Genomic DNA, 14,430 nt, shown 5'->3' with positions numbered 1-14,430 from the left:
TTGAGAGGGCAGTTTCTTGTTATTTCCCGAATAATGTGTATGTTTGCAAAAATAACATGACTCTATGCCAAAGATACCGCATATCGATTTTTCTACGTTACGTAATTCACTGGAAGAACAAGTTAAAGATAACGATTTTGCACTGTTTAATGATCTGAGCTCCTTGCAGCTGGGCGATAAACCCGAGCGTATGGATTCAGCCATCCTTATTGTATGTGTGGATGGAAGCTGGAAGTTGGGTATCAATCTTAAAGAATATCTACTGGAAGGTGGGAGCGTATTGGTAACTCTTCCCGAACAGATTTTGCAGAGTCTGGAGGTTAGTGAGGACTTTTCCGCTCTCTTTATTGTGGTGTCTCGTCCTATCATGGATACTATTTTTCCACAGATGAAAGACATGCTTTCTTTCTTCTTCTTCCTCAAAGATCAGCCCAACATAACCGTTACCAATGAAGAGATGCATGTGCTGGTGGAATACTACAGCATGCTTTTCCGCAAAGCAGCTCATGCCGATAACTTTTATAAGAAAGAAATTTGTCAGGGTATCATTCTCTCGTTGTTTTATGAATTCTATAACCTGTATCGGCACAAAACACCTCATATTGATGTGACGGAGAATCGCAAAGAAGAGGTTTTTGAGCAGTTTCTGCGTGTGCTTTCAGAAACCTTTCGCAAGGAGCGCAGCGTGAATTACTATGCCAATAAACTTTTTCTGACTTCCAAACACCTGTCACGTGTGGTGAAGGAAATAAGCGGAAAAACGGCCGGCGAATGGATCGACGATTTCGTTATCTTAGAAGCCAAAGCGCTGTTGCGCTCGTCGGAGAGAAGTATTCAGGAAATCTCCGAAGCTTTGCACTTCGCTAATCAGTCGTTTTTCGGCAAATATTTCAAACACCACACGGGTATGTCACCTAAAGAATACCGCAGGCAATAACTATCACCTGCCTGTTGCTTGGAGGTATTGTGTTTGTTTGATCAGGTATTGCGTGTAGGCATCGGTGTGTTGGTTACGGCTTTGTTGCAACAATAGTTGCGAGTCAAGCAAATCACTCAGCGTGGTAGTTCCTGCTTGATAGTAATTGGTGTTCAACCGTACATTTTCCGTAGCCGTAACGACCGACTCTTCTGCCAGCTTTACCTGTTTGTATGACTCTTCCACATCGTTCCACAACTTTTGCATCTGAATGAGCAGTAAGTCGGAGTTATTACGCTGTTCGTTTTGCGCCATCATGGTTTGGAACTTCTGTTTCTTGATGGCGTGCGAACCGCCCCACCAGTCGGATATGGGTACTGACACTTTGGCAAACACCATCGCAGTGGTGTTGTCCTTATCCATCAGATCATCGTACATATAACTAGCGCCAACACCCACGGTGGGTAAGTACTTGCCTACCGTTATCTTTTGTTGCAGGCGGTTGGCCTCCACATTCTTTGCCAGCAGTTGATACTCGGGTGTGGTGAGCAAGGCTGCACCGTGATCTGTGCGAAGCTTTTCCGGACTGGCCGGTTCATCGAAAGAGACCGATTCAAGACTAAGACTGTCGGCTTTGAGTCCCACATACTGTCCCAGCAACATCCGGCTTAGCTTCAATCCGTTTTCCAGTTGCAGGCGGTCACTAGCCACACTATTCTTACGAAGCTGTACTTGCAACAAATCGTTTCGGTTCTTTACTCCCGCCTTTACAGCAGCATCTACATCTTTGTATAGGCTATTCACCAACTGCTCTACTATGGCAAGTGTCTTTAACTTTTCGTTCAAAGATATAATCTGCCAATAATAAACCTCAGTGGTAAGCAGCACTTCTTTTTCAGACTGTTCTTGTTTGAACCTACTGACTTCCACACCCAATTGAGCCAATTTGTTACCATTTACAATTTGTCCGCCGGCAAACAAAGGCTGCGTAACGGTAATGTCGCCCACAATGCCATTCTTTAGTAGCGCTAGCGGCATACCACCTAAATTAGCTTCTACAAGCGGTTGGTTAGCGTTGTAGCCCAGTGCACTGGCACTCAAAGAAGGAAAGAAATTGGTAAACGCTTCTTCCTTTGTTTGTCGGGCGCTGCTTACTTCCAAACGCGCATTCTTCATTCGTGCGTTGTTCTCCAATGCTAGTTTTTTGCATTGTGCCAGCGAATATGCTTGCTGCGCACTTCCCGATACGGATACCATCAGGAAAAGACAGAATCCTATAATTTGATGTCTCATCTTATTTCATTTTATTATTAAACCAAGCCGATATACATTCTTAACTGTTAGCGGCCATACGTTGCACTCCTTTGCGGTCGGCTTTGCGGAACAACATCCAGTAAGCTACCGGTAATACCGTTACCACTAATACCATGGAAATCAGCGTTCCAAAGAAAATGACCGTACCCATAGGCATCCACAGGGAACTTTTTCCCAAGATCATGGGAACTACCCCCATAGAAGCAGCTGCCGATGTGAGGAAAATGGGACGCATGCGTCGTTTTCCTGCTTGTAGAGCAGCATCAAAAACACTCATTTTATGTACTTGTCGAAGCTCCTCGGCATAGTCGAGCATGATGATGCCGTTACGCACCAAGATACCCATCAAACTGATGATACCCAACACAGCAGTTACACTTACATCTACCCCAACCAGCCAGATGCCCAGTGCTGCTCCTAGTAGCGTAAGTGTGATGGCTGCCATAATAAGCAGTGCCATGTTGATGCGCCTGAAGTGGAACAACAAAATAAAGAAGATGATGACGATGGCAATAGCCAAAGCACCAATGATTTGAGGTAATGTTTCTGCATCCGATTCCAGATCACCACCATACGAAAGAGTGGTTCCCTCGGGTAACGAAAGCTCTTTCATGGCTTTTTGTACCTCTTGCGTGGCACTTGTTATGTTTACATTCCGGGCAACTTCGGCTGTTATGGATAGGGTTCTCACCCCGTTTCGCCTTACAATCTGCCCCTCGGTCCAGTCGCTCTCCACCTTGGCTACTTGTCGGAGCGGCACGTATGATGCCCCTCCCCAAACAGGTACGTACACATCGGGCACATCATTGTAGTCGGCCTCCTTACCGTTCTTGTCGGTTTTGAGTACCACTTTAACCGGGTAATCCTTTTCCCATACCGTAGTAAGCGGCATGCCATCGCCAAAGTTGGTTGCCATGTTCATGGCTAAGAAGGTACGGTTTACACCCAGACGAGTTGCTTCGTCTTCATCTAATCGGATGCGCACTCCCGGCAGAGGATCTTCAAAGTTTGTTCGTACCATCCGCAAATCGGGCATAGCTTTCAAACGCTTCATTACCACTTGTGCAGCTGCTTTGAGGTCGGTGAGACTGTCGCCGCTAACTCGTACCTCAATAGGACTGGCAGCTTCCGAATAGTCGAGTTGCTTAAACCGCAACCTGGCATTGGGGAAATAATCGGTATACTTATCGGCATACTCATCGAGTAGTTCCACTGTGGCTTCGTTGCCCTGCGTATTCACAATAAACTGTGCAAAGTTATTTCCAGGTAGTTGCGGTGCGTACGAGGTGTGGAAGCGGGGAGAACCTTCACCGATGAAGGAGGTTACCGAAACCACCCGTTTATCCTTTCTGAGAATGCTTTCCATGCTGTCAGCCACAGCAGCTGTTTGCTCTATGGCGGTACCGGCGGGCAAGTAAAATTCAACAGCAAACTGGTTACGCTCGGCAATAGGCATCAACTTCTGTGGTAGTTGTCCGAAGAGTAGTACCCCGAATACTACACTGGCTACTCCCAAACCCAATGTTGTTTTAGGCCAGCGGAAACAAAGATCCAGCAGCTGATCATATTTGGCTTGAATGACGTCCAGAAAACTCTTCTTGTTCTTTTTAGCATCCGTTTTCAGTCCTTTTCGTATAAAATAATACTGCATAAACGGCACCAGTAGTACGGCTACCAGCAGCGAAATGCCTAAGATGAGGCTGATGGCCCAGGGAAACGACTGCAAAAAGTCATTCATCATGCCTTTGGTGGTAAGCAAGAAAGGTACAAACGTGATACTGATGGCGAGTGTAGCCGAGAAGATCGACTTCAGGAACTCTCGTGCACTGGCTATGGCTGCATGCCAGCGAGATACTCCTTCGCCAATTTTCTCCAGATATGCATCAATGATCACAATGGAGTTGTCGACAATCATACCCAGCGTTACAATGAGCGCTGCCAGTGTTACCGTGTTGAGCTCGATGCCAAACGCATAAAACAGTCCCAGAGAGATAAATATGGAGATAGGAATGGTAGATGCTGCTACCGAGGCTACCTTTAGAGGCATTAGTGCCATGACAACCAAGATTACGGCTACAATGGCAATGAGCAACTCCTTGAGGAATGTACTTACCGAATCGCCCACCACCTGTGCCTGATCTGTAATCTTATACATTTTTACTTCTTGCGGCAGTGATTGTTTGTAAGCCTCCAGTATTTGATCCACTTCCTTGCCCATTTGCACAATGTTGTTGCCCTGTCTCATCTCCATCGACAGTAAAATACACTTCTTACCGTTGTTGCGGATGTATGAGTCTGGATCCGGATATTCTCTGGTGATACGTGCTACATCTTTCAATCGGATGACATGTCCCGACGGATCAGAATAGACAATCTGTTCAGCAATGTCACGGTCACGGTTGTACGATCTGGCAATGTGTATAGGTGCTACATACGCTTTATTATCTACCTCGCCACTCATGGTGGTGAAGCCCTGCGTGAGTAAGTTCAGCCCCATGGTATTTGCGTCAATGCCATACATGCTGAGCTTCTTTTGATCCAGATACACGCTGATTTGTTCCTTTTGCAATCCATAACGACGCAGGTTGGCTACAGCATCTACTGTGCGCAGCTTATCTTCCAATCCTTCCAGGTAACGTTCCAGTTCCCGATAGGTTTTTTGGTCAGATTCCAGCGTAATCAGGATGGCTGCTGTTTCACCGAAGTCGTCGTTTACCTGCAATGCCAATACTCCGGCGGGCAGACTGCTTTTAAACTGCTCCACTCCATGTTTAAACTTCGACCAGAATTCATCTTTGTTCTTTACATTGTCGTTTAGCTCTACGTTGATAAAGACTATTCCGTCTCGGCTACGCGAATATGTTTTTCGTTTCTTCACCTCTTTGTAGCTGAATATGAAGTTTTCCAAGGGTTTGGTCACCTGCTCCTCTATCTCGTCCGATGTAGCACCCGGATAAACCGCCACTACCAGTCCCTGCCTTACTGTAAATGAAGGGAACTCCTGTTTGGGCATCATGTAAAGTCCGTACACGCCGAACCCCACTAACAGGGTAGTGATTAGAATCACTATCTGCCTGTATCTTATAGCCCACTCTATAAAACCTAGTTTCTTTTTCATTTGACTGCAATCTTAGTTCCTTCACTTACCTTTTGATTTCCCGAAACAATCACTTCATCGCCCGGTTGTAGTCCGGCAGTGATTATCACACCTTCTGCGGTCAAATCTCCTGTATTTACCATGCGTTGCGAAGCTGCATTATCTTTAACCACCCACACAAACTTCTTTCCATCAGGTTGTAACTGTACGGTATGGGTAGGCAACACAATACCTGCCTCTGTTTCGCGACTGTGTACACCCACTTTGCACACCATTCCCGGCATCAGCTCGTGTGAGGTATTGTTTAACTTGATTTTAACTTCATAAGTATGTGCCAGCGGATTGGCGGCAATACCTTTCTCGGACACTACACCTGTAAACAGCTTATCGCCCAATGCACCGACTCTTACTTCAGCCTGTTGCCCTTTGTTCACGCGGGAAATTTCCTTTTCGGGAACTGCAATTTTAATGTTTACCGTACTGATGTCTGCCAGTTGCATTACCTCAATACCCGGCATGACATTCATACCCGGTTCAATGCTTTTGCTTGAAATAACCCCACTAAAAGGAGCGTGCAAACCGGCATCCTTCAAACTCTTGCGTGAAATCTGTTCCATGCTTACAGCTTGTTGCAACTTGCTTTGTACCTCTACCCATTTCATTTCGGGCAAACTCCCGTTGTCATAGAGCGACTTCATACGGTTGTATGCATCTTGTGCCTCTTTCAAGCTGGCCAGAGATGCGTTATATGAGTTTTGCAACGTGGCCTTATCGAGCGTTGCCAACAGTTTACCTTTCTGTACATTTTCTCCTTCGGTAACGAAGACTTTGTTTACATTTCCCATTACCTCGAAGCTGAGTGAAGAGGAGGAAACGGCTTCCACTGTTCCCACATAGTTTCGGCTGTTCATGTAGGATGATTCCGACACCTTGACCACTTTCACGGGTACAGCCCGTATTGCTTGATTTTCGTCTTTTTTTCCTGAACAACTTATCCAGATCAGGGCACTTAAGAAAATGCCTGTATACGCAGCTAACTTCATAATAATTTGTATTCTTTAGTTTTATGTAATTTGTTTGCTGCAAAGATGGTGCCATTTAACATCTTAAAAAAGCCCTTGTTTTTATATAAATTGTTCTTTTTTTCGGAATTTGGTTATAAAACTATTGTAGATTAAGAAAGTTTTCTTATGTTTGCGCAAAAAGTAAGATCATGGACTTGTCAAAGCTGCTCGATCCGAACATACCTACATTAAAGAGTTTGCCGGATATCGTTTCTGAAATAAATACAATCGATGATGACTTTGCCATCTTCGATAAACTGGATGATGTACTGTTGATGGATTATCCCAGCAGGCTGGATGTGGCTATCTTTGCACTCTGCCTCAAAGGCAGTTGCCGGCTAGGTATTAACCTGGAAGAATACACGCTTGAACAAGGACAGATGTTCATTGCCATGCCCGATCAGATTATACAGTGTTTCAAGATGTCAGATGATTTTTCGGGAGCTTACATTGTGTTCTCTAAAAACTTCATTGACGGGGTAGTTCCTCGTTTGCATGAAATATTGCCGTTATTCTTTTATATAAATACCCATCCTTGTATAACACTGACTTCCGAGCAACTCGATAGTTTGTTGGAATATCATTCCTTCCTTTGGAAAAAGGTGAGAGCTAGTTACAATTTGTATCGTAGGGAAGTGGTGCGGGGACTTTTCCTCTCGATGATATATGAAATGTACAATTTCTGTTCGCCTTATTTTGCGGCAGAAGAGGGGCGTAATAAACCTCGTCAACAAGAAATATTTGAGGACTTTTTGAAAGAAGTGTCTTTGTCGTATAAAAAGGAGCGGGGTGTCAATTTCTACGCCCGCAAACTTTGCATCACCCCCAAACATTTGTCGTGGGCGGTGAAAGAGGTGAGTGGTAAAACGGCAGGTACCTGGATTGATGAGTCTGTGATACTCGAAGCCAAAACCCTGCTCAAATCATCGGATATGAATATACAGCAGATTTCAGAAGAACTGAACTTTGCCAACCAGTCATTCTTTGGCAAATATTTCAAGCATTACACCGGCATGTCACCCAAGGAATATAGAAAAAAATAAAAACATTCAACCCCAAACCTTGCTGCAACAGCATACGTTTGGGGTTGAATGGGATTTTATTTATCCATAACGATCTTCCAAGTTCCGTCTTGCTTAACGAGGTCGAAATTAGAATCTTCAGCATCACCGTTGCCGTAGGTTTGTTTCAGTACCACCTTGGCCGTATTGCCATCTTCCGAAACTGTTTCCGACAGAATCTCAATGGTTTTGATGCCACCTTTCTCTTCAATGGATTTGGCTCCTTTTTCTTTAAGCAGAGCCACAACCATTTCTTTGTTTTTCTTATTATCTTCGGGAGTAGCTTTTTCGTCAAGAGCTATGGCATCGGCAAATTTTTCATATTCACCTTTCTGAATATACCCGGCATATTTCTTGGCCGCTTCACCCGGAGAGCTGGCCGTGCAGGCAGCCAGAAGCAATGTAGTAACAAACAGCAGTCCCAAATAGATGAGTCCTTTTTTCATAAGCATTTGTTTTTAGAGGTTAATACTAAACAGTTAATACTGATATATCATTGTCAGCTTTTTACTTTGAAACATATCTCCCGGCAGCAGAAAATTACCGTTGAATCCCGGAATGTGTATGGCAGTGAGCTTTCCACCCGATATGTCGACTTTTTCCAAACGATACACATACTCAATAAGTTCCGTGCAATACATGCGCGTAGAGTCCTGTAAATCATAAGTATGGTCAAACAACACCCGCTTGTGGTACAACGCCTTCGCTCTTCGGGCAGCTGAGCAGCACACGGTACTGTCGGCTTTCACCCGCATTACCGCTCCGCTTTTAGCTTTCTCGGAACAGAAGAATGAGGTTATCGGTTCCATTTTTACCCGGTCAGAATCCCCTTTAAATTCAGGTTCTCCGGGTACGGCATGCACCACCATCCAGTCATTGCCTTTGCGCACTACAATGCCGATGTGGGAAAACTGTCCGTCTTCATCGGCAGCCAGTACGGCCCGGCTAATCAATCCTGCGCCTCGCCTGAATACCAGGTCGCCTTCACGCAACAGGCTATCGGCCGGCAAAACCGCTTTCACAGTTGTGTCGCCTTTGTGGCAGGCGGTCGTGGCCGTAATCAAAGCACACAATAAAATGATATGTGGAAATCCTTTTGTTTTCAGAGGTACATGTCCTTTTCATAGTTGCTATGGGAACAAATATAAGGAAAAATATTTAAATGCAACTTTTTAAAACAAAAAAAGGCAATGATGTTTCAACAACAGCATTGCCTTTTTAATTTAATGTTACCTAAAAACGAATCTTTTTTTCCTTGTAATCTTAATACCTTATTGCTGATACAAAGATAAAAAGTTTGTTTGGGATAACATTTGATGTAAATCAAGAAATGTATTTTCTTGCTATTTTTCTGCAGTTTGATCTGCTACAACAGGCCAGAACGGATTCTGGTAAAGTATAGACGTTGACACGTCTGAACCTGAAGTAGCCGTTAACTGAAATTGTTTAACCATGATCGGATTCAGGTAATGCGCCATCTTCCAGGTACAACCGTTGTAGGCAGCCTGACTGGAAGTTCTTTCGAACGGACGCAAATATTCGCTCTTATCTTTGGAGGAAACATTGGCTTGGTTGGAACCATCAGCCACCAGAATCGTTTGACCTTGGCTGTTTAGGTACCAGCTTTCCATCGGGGTGTTCCACAGGTGCATGCCTTCCAGGTGGCTGGGAGTGCTTACTAACTGATCCATAGAGCGCCAGCGACGAAGATCCATGTAGCGAATTCCTTCGGCCATGAACTCACAACGACGTTCGCGACGTATGTTATAAAGGGTTTTATCTGTCAGGATTGCTCCGGCAGTATAAGCTCCCCAGTCGTTTTCAGCTTCCATGCTCATGTTAGTAGCGGCAATGGTTTTGTCAATGTCGGTACTGATGTTGGCACGTTGGCGAATGGCAGTCCAGTACTCACGGGCAGTAGCATCGAGTGTTCCGGTTAGCATGTAACTAGCCTCCATATAGTTGAGTAACGCTTCCACAGCTCTGAAACATACGGCAGCCGTATAACCACCACCGTTTGCATAATGTTTGCGATTGAATGAACCGCCTTTGCGAAGTGCATAGCCGGTAGCATAACCGCGCTCACCATCACCGTTTGTAATGCTAGGATAGGGCTCAACCATAACAGCTTCTGTACCTTCGTTGTTATCGGTTTCAAAAAGAATATTTTTCTGTCCCGGCTCCTTCAAGAATATGCTTAATCGAGAGTCACGGTTCGCTTTCACATCCGCAATGGTTTTATCACCCATGTAGTAACCGTCACCGTTGGCGTATGTTCCGTGAGTATAAACAGGTGTACCGTCTTTCATCAGGAAGTTTTGTACTAATCCGCGTGTTAAACCGATACGGTAATTACCGCGTCCGGCTGCCGAGTTAATGTTATGAGTTGCCAGTCCGCGTGCATATTGACGCCAAAGAAGTACTTCGGAAACCTTTGAAAGGTCTTCTTGCGCAAACATATCAAAATAAGGATTGGCAGGATCTGTTGCCGACTGCTGTAGCACACCGGTGTTTTGAGTGAGACTACCTTTGTACTTATCACCTACAATTTTAGCAGCAGCCACAGCTTGTTCCAAGAAATATTTCACTTCGTTGTCAATGCTTCCGCTGGGGTACTGATAGTTGCTGTATATCTTAGCTCCCGGCCATCCTTCGCCGCCGGGTACAAATGCCGTACCTTTGAAGTTCTTCAACCAGCTACCTTCAAACAATGCCACACGAGATTTTACCAACATGGCTAAGTCCTTATTTATACGAGTGGTAGCCAAATCAACATCACTCATGTAACTGTAAGCCTTGTCGAGATCTGCAAGGATGAAACGAGCTACTTCATTGCGCGGAGCACGTTTGCTTGCTTCACGAAGCGCTGTGGCATCATCGGCAAGTGGTGTTTCGATGATAGGAAAGTCACCAAAAAGCTGAAGCTTCTTGAAGTATTCATAAGCACGTAAAAAGTACATCTCACCAATGTAGTGCTTAATAGTAGGTATACTACCCGAAATAGTATTCTTTGCACCGCTTATATCATCACCAAATTTGGGAAGTGTTTCGGATAAAAAGAAGTTCACGCGATAGATACGCTCAAACTTCCAGTTATCACTTTCACTATGAGGCACTTTCCAGCGATCTGCGGTATAGCGATCGTTGGCAGTTACTTCTATCTGGTTGTCGGTTCCTTTATCCTCGCCAAAGACGCCGTAACCCCACTGACCGAATGAAGGCAGAATGTTGGGATATTCATCATTCAGATTAGCTTCCAGCTGTGCCGCTGTGGAGAAATAGGTCTCGGGAGAAATGGTTGACATGGGCTCTCTGTCAAGGAAATCCTCGCATGACGTAGTTGCAACGGCAATGCTCATTGCCATCAAAGTCTTGAATATATATTTATAATTCGATTTCATGATATTCCTTATTTTAGTGGTTTAAAGTGAAACGCTAAGTCCTACCGACCAAGTTTTAAGAAGCGGATAAGCATTACCACCGCTCTTGATTGGTGCAGCTGCATTGCTGTTGGTATTTCCACCGTTCAAGGTTTCGGGGTCAAACAGTTTAGTTAAGTTGGTACCTGTCCACAAGTTTTCGCCCGATACAAAGACACGGCAATTGGTAATGCCTGCTTTACGAACCAAAGAAGCCGGAATGGTATAACCAATCTGTAAGTTCTTCAAACGGATGTAAGCTGCATTCTGCATGTAACGAGTTTGCACCTCTTGGTTTTTAGTGGTGTTGAATATAGGACGCGGGTAGTATGAGTCGGTGTTGGGGGCAATTTCATGTCCGGCTAAACCGATTGCTTCCGAACGGAAATAGTCTTGATGTTCCTTTAAGCCGGTTGACCACCACATACCCCAGGTTGCATCGGCACCCCAGAACATGTTTGAACCCTGCCAGTAATCACGTTTCATTACGCCTTGGAATAAAGCACGGACATCGAAACCTTTGAAATTTGCATTCAGGTCGAGTCCGAAGTGATAACGCGGTGTATTGTTACCAATCACCTTCAGGTCGCCATGGTCATTCACTGTTTGTGAGCCTTTGGTAATACCCGGTTTTCCATCTAAATCAGCATACATAATATCTCCGGCAGTCCACTCACTGCCAAGCGGTTGTCCGCCAACCTTTGCTAAATGCGCTTGCATTTCAGCGTCTGTTTTGGCAATGCCTACGGTTTCAAAACCCCAGATTTCGCCAATTTCACGACCGGCTACGTAAGAAGAGATAGAGTTGGTGGGGTTACCCGGATAGCTTTCAATGTAAGTACGTGCATCGGACACGTTGAATTTAACACCATAACCCAAGCCAAACTTGGTACGATCTTGCCACCCGATGGTTAATTCCCATCCTTTGGTTTTCAAATCGCAGTTATTTGTTTTAGGAGCAGCAATACCCAATGTGGCAGGAAGTTCTACAGAAGGGCCTACCATGTTGTCAGTGTAACGCACATACGCATCGAGCGAACCGGTTAGGCGGTTGTCAAAGAGACCGAAATCAAGTCCCACATTATAAGTACGTACCTTTTCCCAAGACAGGGCAGTACTGATGAGGCTACCCACATAAGCCGTATTGGGTTTCACGCCGTTTTGTAGCCAGTTTCCGTTAGCTTGTCCCAGAGTCATGGTACGATACGTAGGATACCAACCCGTTGTGTTCATATTACCCAGCTCACCATACGAAAAACGAAGTTTCAATTGGTTGCATGTCTTGGCAAAATCTTCCCAGAAGCTTTCTTGTGCAATGTTGTATCCCAAAGAGAATGAGGGAGATGTTTGCCAGCGATTTCCTCTACGGAAACGAGACGCACCGTCATAACGCAAGTTTACCTCAGCCAGGTAACGACCCTGATAGTCGTAGTTTACCCTGCCGAAGAAACCGGCAGTAGCCCATTCGTTACGGTAGCCACCTACTTCGGGAACCTTATCTTCTCCGGCACCGTTGATGTTCGATATCAAGTCCAGCTCGGGCAGATCTTCCACCTGCAAACCGTAACCTTTTACCTTGAAGAACTTTTGGCGCATTTCTTCCGATTGGAAACCACCCAATACTTTGAAGTTGTGAACATCTTGCAGAGAAAATGAATAAGTAGAATAAATATTCCAGTTCGTATAATTCTCTTTCTTATAATCCTGGTACAAACTAGAAGTACCTTTGGTGTCTATAATGTTACCGGCTACATCGTGATTGTAATAAGGCAAAGTCACCTCACGTGTATCTGCGGAATTGGTGCTGTAGTTGAACTCTACATTGGTTACCCAGTTCTTAATAGGTTCAAAAACCAAACCTGCCTGATGGTAAGTTTTGTCGGTCTGCGTGTTGTAATTGCCACCCATTGCCAGAGACATAGCCGGGGTGTCGGCATTGCTATTGAAGTAATAGCCGTTTTCGTCGTACACCGGAAGGTTAGGCCATGTTTGACGGCCAATTCTTTCGTACAAACCATCGCCGAAGGTAGTGGGGCGATCCAAATCCTGACGCACAAAGCGCAAACTGTAATTGAACTTAACCCATTTGTTTAACTCAGCGTTGAACTTGGCTGTAGCATTGTAACGTTTCAGCTCATCGGAGCCGTGACGAAGCAATCCGTTTTGATCCAAGTAACCTAAAGAAGCATAATAATTAAATTTGCTGCTTCCTCCGCTAACGCTCAGGTTATGCTCTTGCGAGAAATTGTTATCCTTGTATATTTCAGAATACCAGTCAGTGTTTGCATAAGCAGTGGTAAACGGGTCACCGGCTGGTTTTCCCCATACCTTGCCATCTGTTTGCAAACCGCCTTTGTTGGTTCCTCCGGCAGCTTGAAAGTCGAGCATCTGTTGCATCACGCTTTGGTTGAACTGATCTCCCCAATGTGAGTTGCGTGCTGCCGCATTGAAATAGTTGGCAAACGTGTACGAATCCATCATTTCAGGCAGGTTCACTGCACTGTTAATGCGGAAACTGTTGTTGTAATTGATGGTTGTCTTATCTGTACGGCCTTTTTTAGTAGTAACTAAAATAACGCCGAAAGGCGCACGTGAACCGTAAATAGAAGAAGCTGCCGCATCTTTCAATACAGAAATGTTCTCAATATCCTGCGGGTTAACCATATTGATATCGCCTTCCATGCCATCAATTAAAATCAGCGGACTGCCGCTTGATCCGTCGCCAATGGTACCATTACCACGAATGTTGATAGACATGCTTTTGCCTAATTCGCCGGTGTTGGTGGTAATTTGTAAACCCGGGACCAAACCTTGCAACGCCTGTGTAGCATTGGCTACGGGACGTGCCTCAATTTCTTTGGCAGTAGCCAACCCCACTGATCCGGTAAGATTTACCTTCTTTTGCGTACCAAAACCCACAATAACAACTTCGTCGAGTGTTTCGGTGTCCTCTTTAATAGTAATTGCCAGCGTGCTTTTTCCGGCAACCGCAACTTCTTGTGTTTTGTAACCAACAAAGCTGATTACTAAAGTGGCATTGGCAGGTACCTGCAATGTGAAGTTTCCATTTATGTCGGTAATGGTTCCGTTGGTCGTACTGCCTTTGACCAATACACTGGCACCAATAACAGGGTCGCTGCCATCGTTTACGGTACCTTTCACCTGAATTGTGGAACTTTGAGCATTCAGCAACTGAATGTTCAAAAGAAGAGTCATGCAAACCAGTAAAAAGAGAGGCACTCTTTTACGCAGTTCGAGTCTTTCAAAGAATCTTTGCTTTTTCATTGTATAAACTTTAAGATAAAACTAAAATATAACCTTGTTTCAACCAATGGGGTAACTGCCCCGATTGAATTTTAAGTAAAGGTAGGCTTATTGTATTAATAATATATCTGAAAATAATCCTATAAAGTAGAATTATGGTTTTTCCCCTTATTCGGATTATAAATCCACCTCATTATATACTCTAAAACGGTTGAAACACCTGTATTGTTTCTTGGTTCAAAGAGCTTATTTCATTTTAAGTACGCGGTATTGTTGGCACGTAATAAGTGTTTTT

General features: G+C 44.6%; 9 protein-coding genes. 2 read left to right on the top strand and 7 right to left on the bottom strand.

Annotated features, from left to right (window positions below):
• Positions 1-64 precede the first annotated feature (64 nt).
• On the top strand, positions 65-937 hold the full coding sequence (locus C511_RS0115160) for a helix-turn-helix domain-containing protein (RefSeq protein WP_027318365.1): 873 nt from the start codon (positions 65-67) through the stop codon (positions 935-937).
• Between the two features lie 3 nt (positions 938-940).
• Here C511_RS0115160 and C511_RS0115155 read toward each other — a convergent pair whose 3' ends face one another.
• From C511_RS0115155 to C511_RS0115145, 3 genes are read right to left on the bottom strand one after another with little or no spacing between them, the layout of a single operon-like run.
• Positions 941-2,209 (bottom strand): TolC family protein, encoded by a 1,269-nt coding sequence (locus C511_RS0115155; protein ID WP_024997209.1) that lies wholly within the window; start codon positions 2,207-2,209, stop codon positions 941-943.
• Between the two features lie 40 nt (positions 2,210-2,249).
• On the bottom strand, positions 2,250-5,348 hold the full coding sequence (locus C511_RS0115150) for an efflux RND transporter permease subunit (protein WP_024997210.1): 3,099 nt from the start codon (positions 5,346-5,348) through the stop codon (positions 2,250-2,252).
• A complete protein-coding gene (locus C511_RS0115145) occupies positions 5,345-6,370 on the bottom strand; it encodes an efflux RND transporter periplasmic adaptor subunit (protein ID WP_034782600.1) in 1,026 nt (341 codons plus the stop codon). The genes C511_RS0115150 and C511_RS0115145 overlap by 4 nt, the downstream gene beginning before the upstream one ends.
• 170 nt (positions 6,371-6,540) lie before the next feature.
• Between C511_RS0115145 and C511_RS0115140 the strand changes: the two genes are divergently transcribed.
• Positions 6,541-7,434 carry a helix-turn-helix domain-containing protein gene (locus tag C511_RS0115140; protein WP_024997212.1) on the top strand — a complete coding sequence of 298 codons (894 nt, stop codon included), beginning with the start codon at positions 6,541-6,543 and terminating at the stop codon, positions 7,432-7,434.
• 56 nt (positions 7,435-7,490) lie between these two features.
• Here the strand turns inward: C511_RS0115140 and C511_RS0115135 are convergent, their stop codons facing one another.
• The 4 genes from C511_RS0115135 to C511_RS0115120 form a co-directional block, all read right to left on the bottom strand.
• Positions 7,491-7,898 carry a DUF4878 domain-containing protein gene (locus C511_RS0115135; RefSeq protein WP_024997213.1) on the bottom strand — a complete coding sequence of 136 codons (408 nt, stop codon included), beginning with the start codon at positions 7,896-7,898 and terminating at the stop codon, positions 7,491-7,493.
• Between the two features lie 33 nt (positions 7,899-7,931).
• A complete protein-coding gene (locus C511_RS0115130; protein ID WP_161625906.1) occupies positions 7,932-8,516 on the bottom strand; it encodes a YiiX/YebB-like N1pC/P60 family cysteine hydrolase in 585 nt (194 codons plus the stop codon).
• A 279-nt stretch (positions 8,517-8,795) separates the two neighbouring features.
• A complete protein-coding gene (locus C511_RS0115125) occupies positions 8,796-10,853 on the bottom strand; it encodes a RagB/SusD family nutrient uptake outer membrane protein (RefSeq protein WP_024997214.1) in 2,058 nt (685 codons plus the stop codon).
• Between the two features lie 21 nt (positions 10,854-10,874).
• Positions 10,875-14,156, bottom strand: a complete 3,282-nt coding sequence (locus C511_RS0115120) for a SusC/RagA family TonB-linked outer membrane protein (RefSeq protein WP_024997215.1) — start codon at positions 14,154-14,156, stop codon at positions 10,875-10,877.
• Between the last annotated feature and the right edge of the window lie 274 nt (positions 14,157-14,430).

The sequence above is a fragment of the Bacteroides graminisolvens DSM 19988 = JCM 15093 genome (assembly GCF_000428125.1).
GTDB classification, from domain to species: domain Bacteria; phylum Bacteroidota; class Bacteroidia; order Bacteroidales; family Bacteroidaceae; genus Bacteroides; species Bacteroides graminisolvens.
This window is presented reverse-complemented; position numbering and strand designations above follow the sequence as displayed.

What these genes read in the sequence shown, in the direction of transcription:
- C511_RS0115150 (WP_024997210.1), bottom strand. Translation starts at nt 5,348, where the DNA reads ATGAAAAAGAAACTAGGTTTTATAGAGTGGGCTATAAGATACAGGCAG.
- C511_RS0115155 (WP_024997209.1), bottom strand. Translation starts at nt 2,209, where the DNA reads ATGAGACATCAAATTATAGGATTCTGTCTTTTCCTGATGGTATCCGTA.
- C511_RS0115160 (WP_027318365.1), top strand. Translation starts at nt 65, where the DNA reads ATGCCAAAGATACCGCATATCGATTTTTCTACGTTACGTAATTCACTG.
- C511_RS0115135 (WP_024997213.1), bottom strand. Translation starts at nt 7,898, where the DNA reads ATGAAAAAAGGACTCATCTATTTGGGACTGCTGTTTGTTACTACATTG.
- C511_RS0115125 (WP_024997214.1), bottom strand. Translation starts at nt 10,853, where the DNA reads ATGAAATCGAATTATAAATATATATTCAAGACTTTGATGGCAATGAGC.
- C511_RS0115145 (WP_034782600.1), bottom strand. Translation starts at nt 6,370, where the DNA reads ATGAAGTTAGCTGCGTATACAGGCATTTTCTTAAGTGCCCTGATCTGG.
- C511_RS0115120 (WP_024997215.1), bottom strand. Translation starts at nt 14,156, where the DNA reads ATGAAAAAGCAAAGATTCTTTGAAAGACTCGAACTGCGTAAAAGAGTG.
- C511_RS0115140 (WP_024997212.1), top strand. Translation starts at nt 6,541, where the DNA reads ATGGACTTGTCAAAGCTGCTCGATCCGAACATACCTACATTAAAGAGT.